At 61.8% G+C, this 21697-nt stretch carries 19 protein-coding genes and 1 pseudogene; 12 read left to right on the top strand and 8 right to left on the bottom strand.

Annotation, left to right across the window (positions count from 1 at the left end; all coding sequences use genetic code 11):
- The first annotated feature begins 9 nt into the window (after window positions 1–9).
- Window positions 10–732, top strand: coding sequence for a FadR/GntR family transcriptional regulator (locus AACY52_RS21110; protein WP_339419340.1), 723 nt, complete (start codon window positions 10–12; stop codon window positions 730–732).
- 45 nt (window positions 733–777) lie between these two features.
- Here the strand turns inward: AACY52_RS21110 and AACY52_RS21105 are convergent, their stop codons facing one another.
- Window positions 778–2904, bottom strand: a complete 2127-nt coding sequence (locus AACY52_RS21105; RefSeq protein WP_339560752.1) for a TonB-dependent receptor — start codon at window positions 2902–2904, stop codon at window positions 778–780.
- Window positions 2905–3092: 188 nt separating this feature from the next.
- Window positions 3093–4184 (bottom strand): NADH:flavin oxidoreductase/NADH oxidase, encoded by a 1092-nt coding sequence (locus AACY52_RS21100; RefSeq protein ID WP_339428050.1) that lies wholly within the window; start codon window positions 4182–4184, stop codon window positions 3093–3095.
- Window positions 4185–4262: 78 nt separating this feature from the next.
- On the opposite strand from AACY52_RS21100, the gene AACY52_RS21095 reads away from it, so the two are divergent.
- Entirely contained in the window at window positions 4263–4574 is a 312-nt protein-coding gene (locus AACY52_RS21095) for a helix-turn-helix domain-containing protein (RefSeq protein WP_339419343.1), read from the top strand.
- 8 nt (window positions 4575–4582) lie between these two features.
- On the opposite strand, the gene AACY52_RS21090 is transcribed toward AACY52_RS21095, so the two are convergent.
- Window positions 4583–5041 carry a metallophosphoesterase family protein gene (locus tag AACY52_RS21090; RefSeq protein ID WP_339419345.1) on the bottom strand — a complete coding sequence of 153 codons (459 nt, stop codon included), beginning with the start codon at window positions 5039–5041 and terminating at the stop codon, window positions 4583–4585.
- A 123-nt stretch (window positions 5042–5164) separates the two neighbouring features.
- Here AACY52_RS21090 and AACY52_RS21085 point away from each other — a divergent pair, with 123 nt between their 5' ends.
- From AACY52_RS21085 to AACY52_RS21070, 5 genes and pseudogenes are all read left to right on the top strand, one after another.
- Window positions 5165–6055, top strand: coding sequence for a bestrophin family ion channel (locus AACY52_RS21085; RefSeq protein ID WP_339419346.1), 891 nt, complete (start codon window positions 5165–5167; stop codon window positions 6053–6055).
- Window positions 6056–6202: 147 nt separating this feature from the next.
- Window positions 6203–7282 (top strand): annotated as a pseudogene (locus tag AACY52_RS32300) (cache domain-containing protein); the annotation flags it as partial.
- Between the two features lie 9 nt (window positions 7283–7291).
- Window positions 7292–8146, top strand: coding sequence for a methyl-accepting chemotaxis protein (locus AACY52_RS32295; protein ID WP_370467859.1), 855 nt, complete (start codon window positions 7292–7294; stop codon window positions 8144–8146).
- A 205-nt stretch (window positions 8147–8351) separates the two neighbouring features.
- The gene (locus AACY52_RS21075) at window positions 8352–10760 is read left to right on the top strand and encodes a glucose/quinate/shikimate family membrane-bound PQQ-dependent dehydrogenase (RefSeq protein WP_339439212.1); all 2409 of its coding nucleotides are present in this window, start codon (window positions 8352–8354) and stop codon (window positions 10758–10760) included.
- 55 nt (window positions 10761–10815) lie between these two features.
- The gene (locus AACY52_RS21070; protein ID WP_339560751.1) at window positions 10816–12081 is read left to right on the top strand and encodes a carbohydrate porin; all 1266 of its coding nucleotides are present in this window, start codon (window positions 10816–10818) and stop codon (window positions 12079–12081) included.
- A 6-nt stretch (window positions 12082–12087) separates the two neighbouring features.
- On the opposite strand, the gene rpiB is transcribed toward AACY52_RS21070, so the two are convergent.
- A complete protein-coding gene (gene rpiB, locus AACY52_RS21065) occupies window positions 12088–12570 on the bottom strand; it encodes a ribose 5-phosphate isomerase B (RefSeq protein WP_339419352.1) in 483 nt (160 codons plus the stop codon).
- Window positions 12571–12825: 255 nt separating this feature from the next.
- Between rpiB and AACY52_RS21060 the strand changes: the two genes are divergently transcribed.
- From AACY52_RS21060 to dhaL, 5 genes are read left to right on the top strand one after another with little or no spacing between them, the layout of a single operon-like run.
- Window positions 12826–14313, top strand: coding sequence for a sugar ABC transporter ATP-binding protein (locus AACY52_RS21060; RefSeq protein WP_339560750.1), 1488 nt, complete (start codon window positions 12826–12828; stop codon window positions 14311–14313).
- Complete coding sequence (locus AACY52_RS21055; protein WP_339419356.1) at window positions 14310–15287, top strand: ABC transporter permease; 978 nt, start codon at window positions 14310–14312, stop codon at window positions 15285–15287. The genes AACY52_RS21060 and AACY52_RS21055 overlap by 4 nt, the downstream gene beginning before the upstream one ends.
- Window positions 15288–15301: 14 nt before the next feature.
- Window positions 15302–16060 (top strand): SDR family oxidoreductase, encoded by a 759-nt coding sequence (locus tag AACY52_RS21050; protein WP_339419358.1) that lies wholly within the window; start codon window positions 15302–15304, stop codon window positions 16058–16060.
- Between the two features lie 36 nt (window positions 16061–16096).
- Window positions 16097–17098 (top strand): dihydroxyacetone kinase subunit DhaK, encoded by a 1002-nt coding sequence (locus tag AACY52_RS21045; RefSeq protein ID WP_339419359.1) that lies wholly within the window; start codon window positions 16097–16099, stop codon window positions 17096–17098.
- A gap of 3 nt (window positions 17099–17101) precedes the next feature.
- Window positions 17102–17749: a dihydroxyacetone kinase subunit DhaL gene (dhaL, locus tag AACY52_RS21040; RefSeq protein WP_339419361.1), complete on the top strand. Its 648-nt coding sequence runs from the start codon at window positions 17102–17104 to the stop codon at window positions 17747–17749.
- A gap of 187 nt (window positions 17750–17936) precedes the next feature.
- Here dhaL and AACY52_RS21035 read toward each other — a convergent pair whose 3' ends face one another.
- From AACY52_RS21035 to AACY52_RS21020, 4 genes are all read right to left on the bottom strand, one after another.
- Window positions 17937–18914 carry a sugar-binding transcriptional regulator gene (locus tag AACY52_RS21035; RefSeq protein WP_049708871.1) on the bottom strand — a complete coding sequence of 326 codons (978 nt, stop codon included), beginning with the start codon at window positions 18912–18914 and terminating at the stop codon, window positions 17937–17939.
- A gap of 88 nt (window positions 18915–19002) precedes the next feature.
- On the bottom strand, window positions 19003–20175 hold the full coding sequence (locus tag AACY52_RS21030) for a XylR family transcriptional regulator (protein WP_339428055.1): 1173 nt from the start codon (window positions 20173–20175) through the stop codon (window positions 19003–19005).
- An 85-nt stretch (window positions 20176–20260) separates the two neighbouring features.
- On the bottom strand, window positions 20261–20650 hold the full coding sequence (locus tag AACY52_RS21025; RefSeq protein WP_339419367.1) for a hypothetical protein: 390 nt from the start codon (window positions 20648–20650) through the stop codon (window positions 20261–20263).
- Window positions 20647–21558, bottom strand: a complete 912-nt coding sequence (locus tag AACY52_RS21020) for a hypothetical protein (RefSeq protein ID WP_339419501.1) — start codon at window positions 21556–21558, stop codon at window positions 20647–20649. Before AACY52_RS21020 ends, AACY52_RS21025 begins: the two co-directional genes overlap by 4 nt.
- Between the last annotated feature and the right edge of the window lie 139 nt (window positions 21559–21697).

The following is a 21697-nucleotide window of genomic DNA, read 5'->3' as shown; positions in this document are numbered from 1 at the left end:
CCTGTCGTTATGGATCACCAGCCGCCCAAGCCGCGCAAGAGCCAGCATGCCCAGATCGTTCAGGACTTGGGCATGCACATCGTTTCCGGTCGCTTCAAGCCCGAAGAACGGCTGCCCATGGAGGCCACGCTCTGCGAGGAGTACAAGGTCAGTCGCTCGGTATTGCGCGAAGCGACCCGGGTGCTCAGCGCCAAGGGCCTGGTGTATTCCAAGCCGCGCGTGGGCGCGGTGGTGCGGCCGCGCTTGAAATGGCACCTGCTCGACCCGGACGTGTTGTCCTGGTTGATGCAGTCCACGCCCCACAGTGAATTCTTCAATACCTTGGCCGGTGTGCGGCGCATCCTCGAACCGGAAATTGCCGCCATGGCCGCAACCACCGCCACCGATGACGACATCGCCACCATCGAAAAAGCCTACCAAGGCATGGAAACCGCGCAGACTCACGAACAGCTGTTGCAGGCCGACCTGGACTTCCACCGCGCCATTGCCGACGCCACCCGCAACGACCTGCTGGCCTACATGTGCAACATGCTGTCGCTGCCATTGCGCGAGTCGATCAACATCACCAACCAGCGCCCGGATATCCAGGGCCTGAGCCTGCCCCGGCACAAGGCGATCCTTACCGCGATCCAGAACCGCGACGCCCTTGGGGCGCGGCATGCGTCGCTGGTGCAGTTGGATGACACGCGAGTGGCGTTGGATACGGTGATGAATGTGCTCACGCCGCTTTAATGTGGGAGCTGGCTTGCCTGCTCCCACCGGGATAGGGTCCCGCTACTACAGGGTGTAGGAGATCCCCACCTGCACCGTGCGCGGCTCGCCGGGGTAGGCATAGAAGTTCAGGAACGAGCCCTCTTCGTACTCACGGTTAAACAGGTTCTTCACATCCAGGTTCAGCCGCACGTTTTCGTTGACCTTGTAGTAACCGAGCAGATCGACCACCGTGTAAGCGTCCATGGTGAACGTGGAGTTGTTGGTCTGCCCGGCACGATCAGCCACGTACTTTCCACCGGCGCCAAGGCCCAGGCCCTTGAATGCGCCGTCCTGGAACTCATACACGTTGAGCAGGCTGAAGCTGTTGCGCGGGATGTTGGCCAGACGCGTTCCGCTACGCACTGTCGTGTCCTTGGTGACGGCGGCATCCACGTAGGCATAGCCGCCGATCATCCGCCACTCGGGCGTCAGGTTGCCGGCCACGTTCAGATCGAAGCCGCGGCTGCGCACCTGACCGGTCGCGACGTTGAAAGCGGAGTCGAGCGGGTCGACACCTTGGACGTTTTTCTTTTCGATCTGGTAGATCGCCGCGTCGACGCTCAGCTGTTTATCCAGCGCTTCCCATTTCACGCCCATCTCATAGGACTTGCCCTTCTCCGGCTCGAACCCGCCACCCTGGCGGCTGGCGCCAGTGTTCGGCTTGAAGGAGCGGGCGGCATCAGCGTAGATCGCGACGGTGTCGGTGAGGTCGTACATCACGCCGACGCGCGGGGTGACAGCATTATCGGCGGCGTTCCAGTCGCGCACGCCGGTTACGTAGGATTCGTACTTGTGCTCGAACCGCTCAAAGCGCACGCCCGCGAGGACTTTCAAACGGTCGGTCAGGGCCACCTGGTCCTGGACGAATGCGGCGTAAGTCTTGAGGTTTTCTTTATCGTGGGTCGGCGTGCGCGTCAGCGCCGGACGCGGCTGGCCATAGACCGGGTTGAAGATATCGATCGGGAACGCAGCATTGGAACGCTGGATGATCGACTTGTAGTCGTAATCTTCGTATTCGATACCGGTGAGCAAGGTGTGCTCCAGGCCCCCGGTGGAGAAGTGCCCGGTCAGGTTGAGCTGGTAGTCCTTGTCGGTCCAGTCCAGCTTGCGGTAGTTGAAGTTGCGCTGCAGGGTGCGGCCGTCGGCCCCGAGGCTGCTGGCGTTGTTCGCCTCCACGCCATTGCCCTTCATCGTGCCGTCCAACCACTGGAACCCTCCGCCCAGGGTCCAGTTGTCGTTGAGCATATGCTCGAAACGCAACTGCGCCATGTTGTTATCGTTGTGCAGGTTGCCGGCGTATTTTTCGCCCCAGAAGGTGTCGCGCGACGGCGTGCCGCGCTGGTTGGCAAAGCGGGTCAGGCCGCGATCCAGCGGGTGATTGTTGCGTATGAAGTCGCCTTCGAAGATCACCTTGGTTTCGTCGGTGGCTTGCCAAGTGAGCACCGGGGCCACACCGTAGCGTTCGGTGGAGACGTGGTCGCGGAAGGTGTCGCCGCCCTCGCCCACCACGTTCAGGCGATAAGCCAGGCGGCCCTCCTCATCCAGCGGGCCGGAGGCATCCAGGGTGCCGCGCTTCATGCCTTGGTCATCCAACTGGCTGCCCAATGTGACCGCGCGTTCGGCCAGCGGCTGTTTGGTCACCACGTTGAAGGTGCCGCCAGGATCGCCACGGCCGTAGAGCATGGTGGCCGGGCCACGCAGCACTTCAAGGCGTTCGATCGTGTTGGCATCAGGCATGGCCGGGTAGCCGCGGTTTACAGGAAAGCCGTTGCGATAGAACTCGCCAGTGGTAAAGCCGCGCACGGTAAAAGTGGTCAGGCCCTGCCCGCCGAAGTTGTTGGCGCGGCCGACACCACCGGCGTAGTCCAGCGCTTCCTGCAAACGGGTGGCGCCGATGTCCTCGACCACATCTTTGGACACCACGGTGATGGACTGCGGCGTTTCATGAATCGAGGTATCGGTGCGCGTTGCACTTGCTGACCGTGTGGCGTGGTAGCCCTTGACCGGCCCCTGAGCCGTCTCGTAGTCCGCCTGTCCCGTGACATTGGTGGCTTGCAGCTCAAGACTGGCCTTGTCGGCAGAGACAACCTCTGCCCAGGTAAAAGGCGAAAAAGCTTGAAGCACACAGAGGGAAATCAGGGTACGACGCATGGATGTTGCACCTAGTGAATGAGCCAGATGGGACGGCAAACCTGCCAAGAATTCGACGCGCATGGTATATCAAAGAATTCTCGTTTGATATCTATTCTCATTCGTTATTTTTTGCGTATCCATTTTGTATCAATGCCGAGACAAAAAAAGCCACTCAATTGAGTGGCCTATAGACTGCCTGGCTTACCTTAGCGATAGCGCTCCAGCCAATGGGCGTAAGGCGCCGGCAACGTCCAGGAGGATTTCTCCACGCCCAGTTCCTTGGCCGCAAAGTAGGCCCAATGCGGGTCAGCCAGGTGCGCACGACCGACCGAGACCAGGTCCAGGTGCCCAGACTGCAACGCGCCTTCTGCCAGTTGCGGCGTGCCAAAGCCCCAGGCCGAGGTCACCGGGATGCCCGCTTCGCGGCGCACGCGCTCGGCGATCGGGCCCATGAAGGCCGGGCCCCACGGGATATGGGTGTCGGGGATGGTAAAACCGACGCTGACGCTCAGCAGGTCCAGGCCGCCAGCCTTGAAGTTGCGGGCCAGTTCGATGGATTCGGTAAGGGTCTGCTCGTCACGGCCGTCGTATTCGATCACGCCAAAACGCGCGGTCAGGGGCAGGTTCTCTGGCCAGACTTCGCGCACGGCGGCCAGGGTTTCCAGGAGGAAGCGGCTGCGGTTGTCAAAGCTGCCGCCGTAGGCGTCGGTGCGCTGGTTGGAATGCTCGGAGAAGAAGCTCTGGCCCAGGTAACCATGGGCGAAGTGCAGTTCGATCCACTCGAAGCCGGCGTCACGGGCCCGGCGGGCGGCGTTGACGAAGTCCTGCTTGACCCGAGCGATGTCGTCCAGGGTCATGGCGCGTGGCACTTGCGGCAGGTTGGCACCGAAGGCGATCGCCGACGGTGCGATGGTTTCCCAGCTGCGCGCATCGGAAGCCGGCATGTGGTCGTCACCTTCCCACGGGCGGTTGGCGCTGGCTTTGCGGCCCGCGTGGGCGATCTGGATGCCTGGCACTGAGCCGGCGGCCTTGATGGCCTTGACCATGGGCACGAACGCTTCAGCGTGGGCGTCACTCCAGATACCGGCGCAACCTGGGGTGATACGCCCCTCAGGCGCTACAGCGGTGGCTTCGACCACCAGCAACCCGGCGCCGCCACGCGCCATACTGGCCAGATGCACGAGGTGCCAGTCGTTGACGATGCCATCATCGGCCATGTATTGGCACATTGGCGGGATGGCGATGCGATTGCGCAGGGTGACGTCTTTGAGTTTGAACGGTTCGAACAAAGCGGGCATTGAGAACTCCGGGAGCGAGTGGATGATTCGATAGTTCGATGGTAATCGAACTATAGTATTCGATGATACCCCCCTGTTATGATTCGTTTCATGCGAGCCTTTAAACACCCTCCTCTTGAAGACCTGACCCTCGAGCGCCTGCTGTACGCGCTGAGTGACCCGGTGCGCCTGGAAATCGTGCGCTGCCTGGCCGGTGTGCCCGAAGCCACCTGCGGCGAACTGGACGGCGGGCGTCCCAAGTCGAGCATGTCCCATCATTTCCGCGTGTTGCGCGATGCCGGGCTGGTGCAGACTCGCAGTGCCGGCACCACTCATCTGAATTCGTTGCGCGGCGATCTGCTTGATGAGCGGTTCCCGGGATTGCTGCAAACCATTCTTGCGCAGCGGTAAAACGCGGCTCAGTCCAGCAGCGCGATCAACCGCGGCTCAATGGACGTCTCCAGCACCTCCAGCAACGCCAACGTCACCGGCAACTTGAAGCGCCGCCGCCCTGCGCTGCCGGGGTTCACATACAACGTTGCGCCGCGCCACTCGATCAGCGGCTTGTGCGAATGGCCGGTGATCACCAACCGCGTGTGTGAATCGAGTAACCCCGTTACATCGGCGATGTCATGCACCAACAGCGCCTTCCAGCCGTTCACATCAATCGTCAGATGATCGGGCACCGACTGCGCCCATGCAGCATCCTGATCGTTATTGCCGCGCACCACGTGAAGCGGTGCGATCAGCGCCAATTGATCGAGAATATCCAGGCTGCCGATATCTCCGGCATGGATGATCTGTTCACAGCCCTGCAATGCTGCGACGGCCTCTGGCCGCAGTAAGCCGTGGGTATCGGAAATCACGCCGATTTTCATAAGTGCTCCGGAGCAGTGTTGATACCTATGTAACTTAAACGATTCAGGTGCGGGGCGAACCTTCCCCGCCGACGGGCGTCCGAGTTAGGCACTGTTGCTTACTGCTCGCCCCGAGGTCCGCGTTTGAAAGCCGCCATTCTCAAAAAGTACCGACTGATCATCAAGACCATGGGCTACGTAGGCTGGGCCCTGTTCTGGCTGTTGCTGTGGGACGTCGCCGTCACCGTCGACTTCATGTTGTTTCTCACCTACAAGATCAATCTGCCGCTGATGCCCCTGACCCTGCTGGGTTCGGCGCTGGTGGTGCTGATCAGTTTCCGTAACAGCAGCGCCTACAACCGCTGGTGGGAAGCCCGCACCTTGTGGGGTGCAATGGTCAACAACTCGCGCAGCTTTGCCCGCCAGGTATTGACCCTGCTCGATGATCCCGCCGGCGAAGTGAACCCGGTCAAGGCCACCCTGCTGCGCCGCCATGTGGCCTATGTGAATTGCCTGGCCGCGCACCTCAAGGGCCAGCCGTGTCCCGCGGAAGTCCGGGCGTTTATCCCCGGCGATGAGTTTGCGCGCAACGGCACCACCAACAACTTTGCCAACGACATCCTCACCGGCTCCGCCGCGCTGCTGGCCAAGGAATATAAGGTCGGTCACCTGGACAGCATCCGCCTGGCGCGGCTGGAGTCGACGCTGGTGGATTTGTCCAACGCCCAAGGTGGCATGGAGCGAATCGCCAACACGCCGCTGCCCTACCCTTACGTGTACTTCCCGCGATTGTTTATTTCGCTGTTCTGCCTGATCGTGCCGGTGGGCCTGGTGGAATCCCTGGGGTGGTTCACCCCGCTGGCCTCGACGGTGGTGGGCTTCATGCTGCTGGCTATCGAGCGCATCGGTACCGACCTGCAAAGCCCGTTCAACTCCAGCGAACATCAGATCCAGATGGACACCATCTGCGAAACCATCGAAAAAAACCTGCAGTCGATGCAGCGTGATGCGCTGGGTGGCGAGCGCATCGGTTAAACACGCCCTTCGACCTCAAGTACGTGCCCCCTCAGTCGATATACAGGGGGTACGCATGGGCCACACCCCCCCGTCATAACAACACATGCGACGCTCGACGCTACTGTTTTCTCCTTGCCAAAATTATAAATACCCGCGGGTGAAGTCATGAATATCAAGCAAAAGCTGACCTGGGCGTTTGCCGCCATCGCGTGCGTCCCGGTCGTTTTGGTCGCTGTGTTGGTTGTAATGAATCTGCGCGAGGGGGCCCTGGCCAATTTCCTCGACAGCAGCGGCCGCGAGATCCGCCAGATCGACAATGGCATGAAGCAGTTCTTCGACGGTATCAGCCAGAACGTCGATTTTGTGGCCAAGGACCCGCGCGTTGTCGCGGCCAAGGACCTCAAGAGCTACGCCGGTGCCGACGCTGCACAACTGCCGCTGACCCCGACAAACAAAGCACTACTGGAGATTTTCGACCAGTTTGCCAAGAGCCATCCGAGCACCGCCTACCTGTCCCTGGGTTTGAAGGACGGCGGCTACGCCAGTTGGCCCGACGACACCAAACTGAATAACTACGACCCGCGCGTACGCCCCTGGTACCAGGCGGCCATCGCCGCGCCGGGCGCCACTGTGCGTACCGGCGCCTATTACTGGGCGCCGGACGATGTGGTGCTGATCGGCACCGTGCACACCGTCGCCGACGCCACGGGCAACATCCTGGGCGTGGTCGGCCTGGACGTATCGCTCAAGCAACTCACCGAACTGGTGCGCAACATCAAGCTCGGTGACAGCGGCTACCTGATGCTGGTGGAAGGCAACGGCAACGTGCTGGTCGACCCCAGCGATGCCAAGCACAACTTCAAACCCCTGGCCGACTTGGGCCCCAACTATGCCGAACTGGCCAAGCGCAGCGACGGCGTGACCCAAATAGACATCGATGGCGTGGCTTACATGGCCAACGTTGTCAGCTCCAAAGACTTGGGCTGGCGCTTTATCGGCCTGATCAAGCGTGATGAAGTGATGGCCGGCGCCACCCGCCTGACGTGGTTAATTGGGGCCATCGCGGCGATATTGGCATTGGTGTTCGCGATTGTCGGCGCCAGTTTCGCCAGCGTGATCGTGCGCCCGATTCGCGGCGTGGCCGACGGCCTGCAGGAAATCGCCGAAGGAGAAGGCGACCTGACCCGTCAGCTCAAAGTACAAGGCAAGGACGAAACCGCCAGTTTGGCCGGTTGGTTCAACCAGTTCCTCAGCATGATCGCCCAGTTGGTGCAGCGCATTGGCAATGCTTCTTCCGACCTGCAGACCGCCGCCGCCGACACCAGCGAAGTCGCCAACAACATGAACCAGGCGGCCGGCCGTCAACGTGAAGCCGTGGAACTGGTGAGCACCGCATTCAACGAAATGGTAGCCACTGCCAACGAAGTCGCCCGCTCCTGCAGCGCTGCCGCCACCAGTGCCGACGAAGGCTACCGCGACGTGCACAACGGCCAACAGCACATTGGCGAAGCCACCGGCAGCGTGCTCAAGTTGAGCGAAGACCTGCAAAAGTCCACCCAGACCATGCAATTGCTGGAGCAGGACAGTAAAAACATCAACACCATCCTCGACACCATCCGTTCGATTGCCGAACAGACCAACTTGCTGGCGCTCAACGCGGCCATTGAGGCCGCGCGTGCCGGTGACCAGGGCCGAGGTTTTGCGGTAGTTGCCGACGAAGTCCGCGCCCTCGCCCGCCGCACCGCCGACTCCACCGGCGAAATCGACAGCCTGCTCGGCAACCTCGCCCGCCGCACCCAGGAAGTGACGCAGCAGATGCAAGGCAGCCTGCTGGTGTCTCACACCAGCGTGGAACGCATCCAGCAGGCCCGCGACAGCTTTGACAAGATCCGGGGCTCGGTCGACTCGATCCGTGACCAAAATACCCAGATCGCCACGGCCGCCGAAGAGCAGCACCAGGTGGCCGAAGAGATCAACCGGCATATCGCGCAGATCCATGCCGATGCGCAACTGGTCGAAGAGTTTGCCCACTCAGCGCAGACCGGGTCAGGCCGGCTGACGGATATCTCGGGCCAGCTCAAAGGGTTGGTGGGTCGGTTCAAGTTCTAACCTGACGCGCTACCCGTTCAGCGCGCGAGTGTGGTGAGCGGGCTTGCCCCGCTCACCACACTCGCGCCGCCGCCAAACGCGACATTTAGCCTCAACCCATCATCGCATCCCCTGCAATAGTCTATTGCAGGACTCTAATGTACTAACCAGTTACTTATGTTGCTAAAATCGCGTCTTTGCCCTCTCACATTCGAGTCCTTTCGACATGAAACGAGCATCGCGCGCCGCTGGCGCCTCTAAATTTTTACTGCTGGGCCTGGGCGTAATCATCGCCCTGCTCGGCCTCGCGCTGGCCATCGGCGGCCTCAAACTGGTCAGCCTGGGAGGTTCCTGGTACTTCCTGGTCGGCGGCCTGGCCATGGCGATTGCCGGCTTGATGATCGCCCGGCGTAAACCGGCGGGCGCGTGGCTGTTTGCGGCTTTCCTGGTCGGCACGGCCATCTGGGCGGTGGCGGATGTGGGGCTGGTGTTCTGGCCGCTGTTCTCGCGTGTATTCATGTTTGCGGCCATCGGCATGGTGGTAGCGCTGGTCTACCCGCTGCTCGTCAATAAGCCTGCACGCGGTGCCTATGGCGTCGCCGCAGTATTGGCGATCGGCGTGGCCGTGGCGGCGGGCAATATGTTTGTCGCCCACCCAAGCGTGGCCCCGACCGGTACCGGCCCTGGCATCACGCCGGTAGCCCCCGCCGATGCTCAGAAAGACTGGGCGCACTACGGCAACACCGAAGGCGGCAGCCGCTTCGCCGCGCTGGACCAGATCAACCGTGACACCGTCAACCAGCTCAAAGTGGCGTGGACCTACCACACCGGCGACGTGGCAATCAGCGACGGCAACGGTGCCGAAGACCAACTGACGCCCTTGCAGATCGGCAACAAAGTCTTCATCTGCACGCCGCACAATAACCTGATCGCCCTCGACGCCGACACCGGCAAAGAACTGTGGAAGAACGAGGTCAACGCCAAATCGGCGGTGTGGCAGCGCTGCCGCGGCATGGCGTATTTCGACGTCACTGCGCCGATTGCCCAGCCGACCCAACCGAACAGTTCGCCGATCATCGCCGCCAGCGTTCCTGCCGGCGCGCAGTGCCAGCGTCGCTTGCTGACCAACACCATCGACGCCCGCCTGATCGCGGTAGATGCCGACACCGGCAAATTCTGCGAAGACTTCGGCACCCACGGCCAAGTCGACTTGAAAGCCGGCCTGGGTAACGTGCCGGACAGCTACTACCAACTGTCCTCCGCGCCGTTGATCGCCGGTACCACTGTGGTGGTGGGTGGCCGCGTGGCCGACAACGTACAGGCTGACATGCCGGGCGGCGTGATCCGTGGTTTCGACGTGATCACCGGCCAGATGCGCTGGGCTTTCGACCCCGGCAATCCGCAAGACAAGCAGGCCCCGGCCGACGGCAGCACCTATGTGCGCAGCACCCCGAACAGCTGGGCACCGATGTCCTATGACCCGCTGATGAACACGGTTTTCCTGCCAACGGGCAGTTCGTCCACCGACATCTATGGTGTGGAGCGCACCGAGCTTAACCATAAATACGGCGCTTCGGTATTGGCGCTGGACGCCTCCACCGGCGCGGAAAAATGGGTCTACCAGACCGTCCACAATGACCTGTGGGACTTCGACCTGCCGATGCAGCCAAGCCTGATCGACTTCACCCCGCCGGGCAGCGACAAGGCTGTGCCAGCGGTGGTGATCGGCACCAAGGCCGGGCAGATCTACGTGCTCGACCGCGCCACCGGCAAGCCACTGACCGAGGTTAAAGAAGTACCGGTCAAGGCCGCCAACATCCCCAACGAACCCTACTCGCCCACCCAGCCAAAATCGGTCGGCATGCCGCAGATCGGCGCACAAACCCTGACCGAATCGGACATGTGGGGTGCCACGCCGTTCGACCAGTTGCTGTGCCGCATCGACTTCAAAGGCATGCGCTACGACGGCCTGTACACCGCGCCAGGCACCGATAAATCCTTGAGTTTCCCAGGTTCGCTCGGCGGCATGAACTGGGGCAGTATTTCCACCGACCCGGTACACGGCTTTATCTTCGTCAACGACATGCGCCTGGGCCTGTGGATCCAGATGGTGCCGTCGCAGAACGAGGCGCTGGCCGCGTCCGGTGGCGAAGCGCTGAACACTGGGATGGGCGCCGTGCCGCTCAAGGGCACGCCGTATGCAGTGAACAAAAACCGCTTCCTGTCGGTGGCTGGCATTCCGTGCCAGGCGCCGCCCTTCGGCACCCTGACCGCGATCGACATGAAGACCCAGAAAGTCGCCTGGCAAGTGCCGGTCGGCACCGTGGAAGACACCGGCCCGCTGGGCATCCGCATGCACCTGCCGATCAAGATCGGCTTGCCGACCCTTGGCGGCACCCTGTCGACCCAGGGCGGCCTGATCTTTATCGCCGGCACCCAGGACTTCTACCTGCGCGCCTTCAACAGCGGCAACGGTGAGGAAATCTGGAAAGCCCGCCTGCCGGTAGGCAGCCAGGGTGGGCCGATGACTTACGTTTCGCCGAAAACCGGCAAGCAATATGTGGTGGTCACCGCTGGCGGCGCACGCCAGTCCACCGACCGTGGCGACTACGTGATCGCTTACGCCCTGCCATAACCGCCTTTAAGCGCGGTGCTCTTTGCACCGCGCCGTCTGCTTTGGAAGAACCCGCATGACCCGCTCTTCTTATCTTTCCCTTGGGCGCCTGTTGCTCGGCCTGGCCTTTGGCGCCGCCCTGCCCGTTCAAGCCAGTGACACCACCCTGACCGGCGACTGGGGCGGCCTGCGCCGTGAACTCGACGAGCAAGGCATTCGCTTCACCGGCGACTACAGCGGCGAAACCGCCTACAACGCCCACGGCGGCCAACACCGCTCGGCGCGCTACTCGCAAAACCTCAAGCTCGGCGTGCAGTTCGACCTGGGCAAGCTCTACGGTTTCAACCATGGCGACCGCATCCAGGTCACCCTCAATGACCGTCGCGGCAACAGCGCTTCCGAAGACCTGGTGGGCAACCGCCTGCCGATCCAGGAAAATTACGGCGGCCTCTACACCCGCCTGACCGAGCTGAGCTACGAGCGCACCCTCTTCACCCCGGCACTGAACGTCAAGCTCGGCTACATGGCCATGGGCAATGACCTCGGCGGTCTGGACAGCGGCATTCTGTGCAACTTCATGAGCGCCGGTTTCTGCGGGCACCCGCTGAACATGTCCGGCGGCAGCGGCTGGAGCAACTACCCGAACGCGCGCCTGGGTGCGCGGGTGAAATACGACTTATCACCCTCCTGGCAATTGCGCGTCGCCGCATTCAATGTGGACCCCGACAGCAACGGCGATTCCAGCCGCGCCTGGCACTTGAGCCCCAAGCACACCACCGGCACCGTGGTGCCGATCGAACTGGTGTACAAACACGCTGGCACCCTGCCGGGCGAATACAAACTGGGCTATTACTACGACAGCTCCGATCTGAAACGCATTGGCAGTAACAAGGAGGTCAGCGGACGCGCCGGCCACTACCTGCTGATCGACCAGGCGGTGTGGGCGTCGGATTCAACCGCCGGCCGCGTGCTGCACGCCTTCGGCCAATACTCCGCTGCCAGCGAAGCAGCGTCGCCGTTCAGCAAGTGGTACGGCGTGGGCGTGGTGCTGTACAAACCGTTCGAAGGCCGGCCACGTGACAGCCTGGCCCTGGGTTATGGCCGAGCCGTACCGAACCCGCGCAGCCGCGAGGTGCAGGAACTGGCCGCCTTGAACGCCGGCACGGATTATCCCAACCTGAACAATGCCGAGCAGTTGATCGAACTGAGCTATGGCTACCAGGCCACGCCATGGCTGACCCTGCGCCCGGATGTGCAATACATCATCGAGCCGGGAGCGTTTTCCGGCGACAACATCGACAACGCTTTGGTGCTGGGCCTGCAGGTCAAAGCGGTATTCTGACCCGGCTCAGTCGTCTGACGGCAACGCCCTGTTCGCCCGTTCGAGCGCCGTGATGCGCTCGACTTTCGCCCCGGAGCGCTCCGCTTCGAATTCCGACTCGAGAAACACTTTCACGATGCTCTTGGCCAGCTCGGGCCCGATCACCCGTGCACCGATCGACAGGATCTGCGCATCGTTGCTTTTGCGCGCCCGCTCGGCGGAATACGTGTCATGGGCTTGGGCCGCCCGCACCCCCTTGATCTTGTTGGCTGAAATCGCCATGCCGATACCCGTGCCGCAAATCAACACACCCAGGCGCTGCTCACCGGCACCGACCGCCATCGCTACAGCCGCCGCGATATCCGGATAGAGCACTGGGCTGGACGAATGGCAGCCAAAGTCCTCAACCTCATACCCCAGGTTTTCGATAAAACGCTTGAGCAATTCCTTGAGCTCGAAGCCCGCCTCATCGCATCCGACGGCCACCGAAAACGTCGTTTGTGCACCCATCACTGTTTCTCCATCAGACCGATCAAATGATCACTCACTGAAATTATGCACAATCATTAGCCAGCGACTGACAGGGTGCTGTCAAGGCTTATTTAAGTGAGAAAACAGTTTAAAACTGCCATACCACTGGAAGACGCTGTACCGGACCATTGACAAAACCGGCTCAAGCAGTTTAAACATATGATCACTATCCGATCATATGATCAGGCTACTGGACAAAACACCTAATAAGAAAATCAGCAAGAGGACACACCAATGGCAGCGCCATTACTGCTCCACGCTGAACACGTTTCCAAAGCCTACGCGGGGGTTCCAGCCCTGCGCGATGGGCGCCTCTCCCTGCGTGCCGGTAGCGTCCACGCCCTGTGCGGCGGCAATGGCGCCGGCAAATCGACTTTCCTCAGTATCTTGATGGGCATCACCGGGCGCGACGCCGGCAGCATCCTGCTCAACGGCCAGCCGGTGCAGTTCGACCGCCCCAGCGCGGCACTCGCCGCCGGCGTGGCGATGATCACCCAGGAGCTGGAACCGATTCCCTACATGACCGTCGCCGAGAACATCTGGCTGGGTCGCGAGCCGCGGCGCGCCGGCTGCATTGTCGACGGCAAGGAACTCAACCGGCGCACCCGCGAACTCCTGCAAAGCCTCGAATTCGACGTGGACGCCACCAGCCCGATGCACCGCCTGAGCGTGGCGCAGATCCAACTGGTGGAAATCGCCAAAGCCTTCAGTCATGACTGCCAGGTGATGATCATGGACGAGCCCACCTCGGCCATCGGCGAACACGAGGCGCAAACCCTGTTCAAGGCCATCCGACGCCTCACCGAGCGCGGTGCCGGCATCATTTATGTGTCTCACCGCCTCAGCGAACTGGCGCAGATCGCCGACGACTACAGCATCTTTCGCGACGGCGCCTTTGTCGAAAGCGGGCGCATGGCCGATATCGACCGCGCTCATCTGGTACGCGGTATCGTCGGCCAGGAGCTGCAGCGCATCGACCACAAAGTCGGCCGCGAATGCGCCGCCGCCATCTGCCTGGACGTCAACGGCCTGAGCCGCAACGGCGAATTCCAGGACATCAGCCTGCAACTGCGCCAAGGCGAAATCCTCGGTATCTATGGACTGATGGGCTCGGGCCGCAGTGAGTTCCTCAACTGCCTGTATGGCCTCACCGTGCCCGACGCCGGCAGCGCCACCCTGCAAGGCCAACCCCTGCCCACTGGCACACCCGCTGCGACGATTCGCGCCGGCCTGTCACTGGTCACCGAAGACCGCAAAGACAGCGGCCTGGTGCTCAGCGCCAGCATCCTCGCGAATATCGCACTGTCGGCCTACAAGCAGCTGTCGAGCTGGTCGGTGATCAACGCGCGCAAGGAGCAAGCCCTGGCGCAAAGCATGGTCAAGCGCCTGCAGATCAAGGTCTCGTCCCTGGACCTGCCGGTGGAATCCATGAGCGGCGGCAACCAGCAAAAGGTGGTGCTCGCCAAATGCCTGTCGACCCAGCCGATCTGCTTGCTTTGCGATGAACCCACGCGCGGCATCGACGAGGGCGCCAAGCAGGAGATCTATCACCTGCTCGATGAATTTGTGCGTGCCGGCGGCGCGGCCATTGTGGTCTCGTCCGAAGCGCCGGAGCTGCTGCATCTAAGTGATCGCATCGCGGTATTCAAGGGCGGCCGCCTGGTGACCGTCAGCACCGACACCGCCCTCTCCCAGGAAGCCTTGTTGAGTCTTGCCTCATGAATAGCAAAGTCCTTGCTGCACCCGTGACCGCCGCGCCGCGCAATCGCCTGCGCATATCCCTGGACCGCTTCGGCCTGCCGCTGGTGTTTATCCTGTTGTGCGTGGTGATGGCGTTTTCCAGCGAATACTTCATGACGTGGCGCAACTGGATGGACATCCTGCGCCAGACCTCGATCAACGGCATCCTCGCCGTGGGCATGACCTACGTGATCCTGACGAAGGGCATCGACCTGTCGGTGGGTTCGATCCTGGCGTTTGCCGGCTTGTGCAGCGCGCTGGTCGCCACCCAGGGCTATGGCCTGCTGGCAGCGGTGAGTGCGGGGATGTTTGCCGGGGCCATGCTGGGTGTAGTCAATGGCTTTATGGTCGCCAACCTGTCGATCCCGCCGTTTGTCGCCACTCTTGGCATGCTCAGCGTGGCGCGGGGCATGACCTTTATTCTGAACGACGGCAGCCCCGTCACCGACCTGCCCGACAGCTTCCTCGCCCTGGGTATCGGCAAGCTCGGGCCTATTGGCGTGCCGATTATTATCTTTGCCGTGGTCGCGCTGATTTTCTGGATGGTGCTGCGCTACACCACCTACGGCCGCTACGTATACGCCGTGGGCGGCAATGAAAAAAGCGCACGCACCTCCGGCATCGGCGTGCGCAAGGTGACGTTCTCGGTGTATGTGATTTCCGGCCTGCTGGCGGGCCTTGCGGGCGTGGTACTGGCCGCGCGCACCACATCGGCCCTGCCCCAGGCAGGCGTTTCCTACGAGCTGGATGCGATTGCCGCCGTGGTGATCGGCGGTACCAGCCTGTCGGGCGGCAGCGGCAGCATTGTCGGCACGCTGTTCGGCGCGCTGCTGATCGGCGTGATCAACAACGGCTTGAACCTGCTCGGGGTGTCGTCGTATTACCAACAAGTGGCCAAGGGGTTGATCATCGTGCTCGCAGTGTTGATCGATGTCTGGCGCAAGAAAAAACGCTAAGTGGAGTGTGTGCAATGTCCAATTTCTGGAACCAGGCGTTTGACCTCACCGGCCGTTGCGCCGTGATCACCGGCGGCGCGGCCGGTATCGGCCTGGCCTGTGCCAATTTATTGGTGGAACGCGGTGCCAGGGTGGCCCTGCTGGATCGCGACCCGGCGGTGGTGGACGTCGCCGCCAGCCTCGGCGCCGGCCACCTGGGCCTGGTGGCCGACCTGCGCCAGCTCGACTCGGTACACGCCGCCGTCGACCAGGCTGCCGCCGCGCTCGGGCGTATCGATTACCTGGTCAACAGCGCCGGCGTTGCGTTGCTGGACAAGGCGCTGGAGGTCAGCGAAAACGCCTGGGACACCACCCTCGATATCAACCTCAAGGCCAGCTTCTTCGTGGCCCAGGCCTGTGCCCGGCACATGATAGAAAGCGGCGGCGGGCGCATCGTCAACCTTGCTTCCCAGGCTGCAGTAATCGGGCTGGATCGCCATGTGGCCTACTGCGCCAGCAAGGCCGCCGTGGTCGGCATGACCAAGGTGTTAGCCATGGAATGGGCGCCCCACGGCATCAACGTCAACGCCGTGTCGCCAACCATCGTCGAAACCGCCCTGGGCAAGAAGGCCTGGGCCGGTGAACTGGGCGAGCGCGCCAAATTGCAGATCCCGGTGGGACGCTTCGCTCAGCCCGAAGAAATCGCCGGCCTGGTGCTCTACCTGGTCAGCGACGCAGCCAAGATGATCAACGGCGAGAACGTGGTGATCGACGGCGGCTACAGCATTCAGTAATCCGCTTGCTCACGAATAAGAATAAGGAAACAGCGCATGAATCGAGTGATAAACGACCCAGACCTGGTGGTCGAGGACATGCTCGCGGGCATTCTCGTGGCGCACCCGGAGCTGGTGCAGTACGAGAGCAACCCACGGGTCATCCGCCAACGTAAAACTTCACCGGCCGGCCAGGTGGGCATTGTCACCGGTGGCGGTTCGGGCCATGAGCCGGCGTTTCTCGGCTATGTCGGCCCTGGCCTGGTGGATGCGGTGGCGGTCGGCGAGATTTTCTCCTCACCCACCGCCAAAAGCTTCTTCGATGCCTTCCGCGCTGCGGACCAGGGCGCGGGCGTGGCCTGCCTGTACGGCAACTATGCCGGCGACAATATGAACGTGAAGCTGGCAATGAAAATGGCCGCCAGCAAAGAGATGAACATCCGCACCGTGGTCGCCAACGATGACGTGGCCTCTGCCCCTGCGGCGGATATCGCCAAGCGGCGCGGCGTGGCCGGTGAGATTTTCATGTGGAAGATCGGCGGAGCCGCCGCTGCGCAGGGCTACGACCTCGACGGCGTGATCCGCGTGGCCCAGAAAGCCGTGGACCGGTGCCGCTCCATCGGCGTGGGCCTCACGCCCTGCACCATTGCGGCAGTCGGCAAACCCAACTTCCAGATCGAAGGCGGCATGATGGAACTGGGCATCGGCCACCACGGCGAACCCGGCATCGAAGTGGTGCCGGTGGAATCCGCGGCCGCGATGGCTAAACGCATGCTCGCACCGATCCTGGCCGACCGCGACTTCAGCGCAGACGACAGCGTCGTGGTGCTGGTCTCGGGCCTGGGCGCCACGCCGGTGATGGAGCTGTACATTTTCTACGCCGAGGTCGAGCAGCAACTGCGTGCCAACGGCCTGCGCATTCACCGCTGCTACGTAGGCAATTACTTCACGTCGCTGGAAATGATGGGCGTGACCCTGACCGTGCTCGGCCTCGATACCGAGCTGACCACCTTAATCGATCACCCCTGCCGCTCCATCGGCATGACACAGTCGGAGTGAAGCATGAGCGAGCATTTCCCCAGCAACACCGGTAGCGCCATCGTCACCAACCTGGTGTCGATCATCGTTGCCAACCGCGAATACCTCAGCGAAGTGGACGGCGCCATCGGCGACGGCGACCACGGTATCAACATGGCCAAGGGGTTCTCGCGCTGCGGCAAGACCCTCGAAGGGCGCGAACTGTCGCTGGCCGAGGCGCTGGACGAACTGACCCTGGCGCTGATGGAGGGCATCGGCGGCTCCATGGGCCCGCTCTACGGCAGCCTGTTTATCGGCATGGCCGACGAAGTGCGCGGCCGCGACAGCATTGATGCGGCGAGTTTCGCCAGGCTGCTGCGCGGTGGCCTCACGTCACTGCAAGACATCAGCGATGCAGGCGTGGGCGACAAATGCCTGATGGACACGCTGATCCCGGCCGTGGAGGCATTTGAACGGGCCGAAGCCAGCGGCGCTTCGTTTGCCGAAGCGTTGCGCCAGATGAAAAATGCGGCCTCCCAGGGCCGCGATTCAACCCGCGACCTGGTGGCGAAAATCGGCCGCGCCAGCCGCCTGGGGGAGCGCTCCCTCGGCGCACTGGATGCCGGCGCGGTGTCTTGCTGCCTGATCCTCACCAATCTCGCCGATTCGGTGGAGGCCCGGCTGGTAGCGTAATTGTGGGAGCGGGCTTGCCCGCGAAGGCGGTGTGTCAGTTGGCATAAATGCTGGCTGACCCATCGCTATCGCAGGCAAGCCAGCTCCCACATTGGGTTCTGCGCCTGGCCGGTCAACTGAGCACACCCCCCATCCTTGTGGGAGCGACGATCCGACGCGCCCGCCAAGGCTGCGCGCCCCTATGCACTTAACGGCGCGTCGCATCATCCAGGGCGAGGATCGTGTAGGCATTCGATACGGTCGTCGCCAGGGTGTTGATCACCCCGGAACGCAACGCGCCGAGGGTCGCCGCCGCCTTGGTGTTCTCGCTGGCAATCGCCACCACATCCGGAATACGCACCAGTTCCTGCACCGACAAGCCGATCACCCTGCCCTGCATGGCGTTGACCGCCGGCTGGCCGTGGATGTCGATGAAGTCGTAGCCCATCATGTCGCCCACCGTACCGGACACACGGGCCTGGGCAATTTCCTGGGGCGAGAACCAGCCCATGCGCACCATGTTGCTGTTCTCGCTCATGTCACCGATGCCAATCAAGGCGATATCGGCGCGGCGCGCTCGGTCGAGGGTCGAGCGTACGGTGTCGTTGTTGATCAGCACACTGCGCAGTTCCGGGTTGGCCACCAGGGCCGGTGCGTACAGGGTTTCGCTCTCGGCGCCGAAACGCAGGGCCAGGCGCCGGCAGATATGGTCGGGGTTCATGTATTCGCCAGCCTTGAGCGAGCCGCCAATCGCACACACAAACGTGCAGTTGCGCGTCACCGGCAGGAACACATTGTCGGCCACCGCGCCGACATTGCGGCCCATGCCGACGGCGATGATCATGCCGTCGCTGAGGGTTTTGTTCAGGTAGTTGGCGACCAGGCTGGCGACGGCCGAACGCTGGGTGTCGGGGTCGCCGTGGTCGACCGCGATCAACGCACGGTCCAGTTGGAAACGCTCGACCAATGCCTGCTCCAGCTCAGTGTTCAGCGCCGGGTGTTGCAACACCCGCACCTCCACCACCCCTTCATCACGGGCGCGCTTGAGCAACCGGCTGACCTTGACCCGAGACAGGTCGAAGCGCTTGGCAATGGCTTCCTGGGTGATGTTGTCGAGGTAATAAAGCATGGCCACTTCGGTCATCAGGTCGATGTCGCTGGCGGCACGCTGAGCACTGTCGGTCATGGGAGCTTCCATTTACGCCACAAAAAACCATTCTCCCTAGTCTGTACGGTGCAAGTCCAGCAGCGAATGGGCCTGGCTGGCAAAGTTTCTAATGACTCTGCTGGTATTCGCGTGGCGTACAGCCGAACTCGCGACGGAACACCGTGTGCAGGTACTGCGCAGATTTGAAGCCGCATTGCTGGGCGATGTCGGCAATCGCCAGGTGGTTGCCTTGCAGGCCCTTGGCGGCGTTGGCGAGCTTGAAGCGCAGAATCTCGTCATGCACGCTGCAGCCGCGCGCCTTGCGAAAGTGCGACTCCAACGATGAACGCGACACGCCGACATAGGCCGCTACCTGGGCGGTCTTGATGCCCTGGCAGGCGTATTGGCGGATAAACAGCAGCGCCTGCATCACGTAGGGATTACCCAGCGGTTGATGCAGGCTGGATGCCTGCACGTTGATCGCATCCGGCGGCACCAGCACCTGCGTGCCCGTGCAGGGCTTGCCGTGCAGCATCTGGTGCAACAGCGCGGCGGCGGTGCGGCCCATGGTTTCGGTGCCCTGGATCACCGAACTCAGTGGCACGCGTGTAAGGGTGCGGGTCAGCGGGTCGTTGTCGATGCCGATCAGCGCCACTTCTTCCGGCACCGCGATGCCGGCGGTGAGACAGGCTTGCAGCAGTTGCCGGGCGCGGGCGTCGGTGACGGCGATGATGCCGATGGGCTTGGGCAGGCTTTGCAGCCAGGCGATCTGCTGCTCCACCGCGCTGTCCCACAGCGGCGCGCTGGTGCCCAGGCCGCGATAGATCTGCACCGGCAAGCCATCCCGTTGCATCAACCGTTTGAAGGCTTTTTCGCGCTCCTGGGCCCAGCGATTGGCCTGGGCTTCGGGCAGACTGAAACAGGCAAAGCGCGTCAGCCCGGCCTCGATCAGGTGCGCGTACGCCATCGTCATCAAGGCATCGTTGTCCGTTGCCACGTAGGGAATGCCCTTGGGGTAGGCGCGCGCATCTTCATAGGAGCCTCCCACCGCCACCACCGGCACCTTGCTCCCGGCCAGCGCTTCGCCGATCAGCGGGTCGTCAAAGTCGGCAATGATGCCATCGCCCTGCCAGCGCTCAATGCCTTTGAGGCGGCACAAAAAGTCTTCTTCGAGGAACAAATCCCAGGACGCGCGGGTGCTGCTCAGGTAGTTGCCAATGCCGGCAATGATGCCGCGGTCATAGATTTTGCTGCCGTTGAAGAGCAAGGCAATGCGGTGCACGGGCGGTAGGGTTTTCATTGTTTTTATCCTGGGGCCGGTGGGTGCAGATTAGCATGCAGGGACTCGGCTCTTGAAAGCGGACCTCGGGTGAGGCCCGTTTTAGTTACCTGAACTTCAGCAGAATGACTACAACCATCATCCAAAAACAAGAAGTGAGCATCAGCGTCGTATTGACGATCAGATGCCTTTTCAGGCGAGGAGGAAAGCTTTCGAGATCAACAGGGTTTACATCGCCTAAACGGATATATGGCCCTGGCCACAAGACCATTCCGGCAATTCTCGACATCTCGAATAGAGACCAGATCAAACCTCTCTTACCAAGGCTAGGCCCCCACACATAAATATAACGGCTGTTTTTTAAAGCTTCCTTTATGGCTTCCAAATGACAGCGGCTCAGGTACAGGCTGTATGCAGTGCCGGCAAATGCGAGAATCATCCACCCCCCAGCAACAGATATTGAAACCCAGGGAGACCAGGTGTCGATACTGGTCATGGTTGTTTAGCCTCGTAGATTTTTTCACCTACGTACTCTCCGCCCATACCACCACCAGTTGTACCTACCCATGCTCCGGTCCCTGCTATGGCCGCGACACAGACAACGCCTCCGATACCTGCTGTGCCTGCCCCAATCGCCACACAGATCGGAGCACTGGCAAGTCCACTCGTCAATCCAGCCCCAACACCGCCCAGCGTAGATCCGGCAAATTTTCCACCTTCAGTGAACTTAACCCTCTCACAAGCCGCCCCGGAATCGAGGTTACACACCTGCTGAATAGCCAACACCGAAGACACCCCACCCAGACCAATCCCGATATACCCACCCGCCTTCATATATTTAGTAGCACGGCTCACCGCCTCCACATGAGCCGAATACCCCGGAATCTGCCCCGGCCCGCCCGCTTTATCCCAGTGATGCACGAGACTGCGACTGGAAATACCGAGGGCCGTTTTCAACTTGGGGTGATCACCCAGCGTCGTCTGGCCGCGCAAACGTGTCGAGTTCAGCAGATGGGCGTCCAGTTGAGTCAGCAGTCGCTGGCGCTCGGCGAAAAACTGCGGCGACTTGAGGTGACCGTGCTGGCGGTAGCTCTCCTGATGCAAGCGTTCGATGGCTTGAAGGGAGTCGCGCAAGTTTCCCAGGTGTTTTTCCATCACCACCGCACTGACGCCCAGCCAGGTGGAGGTATGGCCGATAAAACCGGCGATCTCGGCACCGTGCCGATACGAAAAATCGGCCTCATCCGGCGTCAGCGTTTCCAGGGATGCATCGACTTGTTGAGCCGCCCGCATCAGTTGCGCTTCCTGATAGGTACAGGACGTATTGTTCGGATCGCTGAGCACGATCATCGAGCCGGCTTTAACCTCACCCTTGCCAGGGTTAAGTGATCGATACTTGCTCATCACAGCGGGGTCATGACCAGGGAAAAGCGTGGCTTCCAGTGCCTGGCGAGTCATGCTTTTGGGCACAATATAGAACCCCGGCTCCTGGCCGGGCAGGCTGTTTAATGCAGAGGTTTGCGAAGGGACATATGTCGAGTGT

The sequence above is a fragment of the Pseudomonas sp. EA_65y_Pfl1_P113 genome, assembly GCF_963970525.1.
Lineage (GTDB): Bacteria > Pseudomonadota > Gammaproteobacteria > Pseudomonadales > Pseudomonadaceae > Aquipseudomonas > Aquipseudomonas tritici.
This window is presented reverse-complemented; position numbering and strand designations above follow the sequence as displayed.

Bases quoted from the DNA above. Each gene is read 5' to 3' on its own strand.
- AACY52_RS21075 (WP_339439212.1), top strand. From the start codon at position 8,352: ATGAAACGAGCATCGCGCGCCGCTGGCGCCTCTAAATTTTTACTGCTG.
- AACY52_RS21095 (WP_339419343.1), top strand. From the start codon at position 4,263: ATGATTCGTTTCATGCGAGCCTTTAAACACCCTCCTCTTGAAGACCTG.
- AACY52_RS21020 (WP_339419501.1), bottom strand. From the start codon at position 21,558: ATGAGCAAGTATCGATCACTTAACCCTGGCAAGGGTGAGGTTAAAGCC.
- AACY52_RS21090 (WP_339419345.1), bottom strand. From the start codon at position 5,041: ATGAAAATCGGCGTGATTTCCGATACCCACGGCTTACTGCGGCCAGAG.
- AACY52_RS21110 (WP_339419340.1), top strand. From the start codon at position 10: ATGGATCACCAGCCGCCCAAGCCGCGCAAGAGCCAGCATGCCCAGATC.
- AACY52_RS21035 (WP_049708871.1), bottom strand. From the start codon at position 18,914: ATGACCGACAGTGCTCAGCGTGCCGCCAGCGACATCGACCTGATGACC.
- rpiB (WP_339419352.1), bottom strand. From the start codon at position 12,570: ATGGGTGCACAAACGACGTTTTCGGTGGCCGTCGGATGCGATGAGGCG.
- AACY52_RS21055 (WP_339419356.1), top strand. From the start codon at position 14,310: ATGAATAGCAAAGTCCTTGCTGCACCCGTGACCGCCGCGCCGCGCAAT.
- AACY52_RS21100 (WP_339428050.1), bottom strand. From the start codon at position 4,184: ATGCCCGCTTTGTTCGAACCGTTCAAACTCAAAGACGTCACCCTGCGC.
- AACY52_RS21050 (WP_339419358.1), top strand. From the start codon at position 15,302: ATGTCCAATTTCTGGAACCAGGCGTTTGACCTCACCGGCCGTTGCGCC.
- AACY52_RS21060 (WP_339560750.1), top strand. From the start codon at position 12,826: ATGGCAGCGCCATTACTGCTCCACGCTGAACACGTTTCCAAAGCCTAC.
- AACY52_RS21045 (WP_339419359.1), top strand. From the start codon at position 16,097: ATGAATCGAGTGATAAACGACCCAGACCTGGTGGTCGAGGACATGCTC.
- AACY52_RS21030 (WP_339428055.1), bottom strand. From the start codon at position 20,175: ATGAAAACCCTACCGCCCGTGCACCGCATTGCCTTGCTCTTCAACGGC.
- AACY52_RS21070 (WP_339560751.1), top strand. From the start codon at position 10,816: ATGACCCGCTCTTCTTATCTTTCCCTTGGGCGCCTGTTGCTCGGCCTG.
- AACY52_RS32295 (WP_370467859.1), top strand. From the start codon at position 7,292: ATGATCGCCCAGTTGGTGCAGCGCATTGGCAATGCTTCTTCCGACCTG.
- AACY52_RS21025 (WP_339419367.1), bottom strand. From the start codon at position 20,650: ATGACCAGTATCGACACCTGGTCTCCCTGGGTTTCAATATCTGTTGCT.
- AACY52_RS21105 (WP_339560752.1), bottom strand. From the start codon at position 2,904: ATGCGTCGTACCCTGATTTCCCTCTGTGTGCTTCAAGCTTTTTCGCCT.
- dhaL (WP_339419361.1), top strand. From the start codon at position 17,102: ATGAGCGAGCATTTCCCCAGCAACACCGGTAGCGCCATCGTCACCAAC.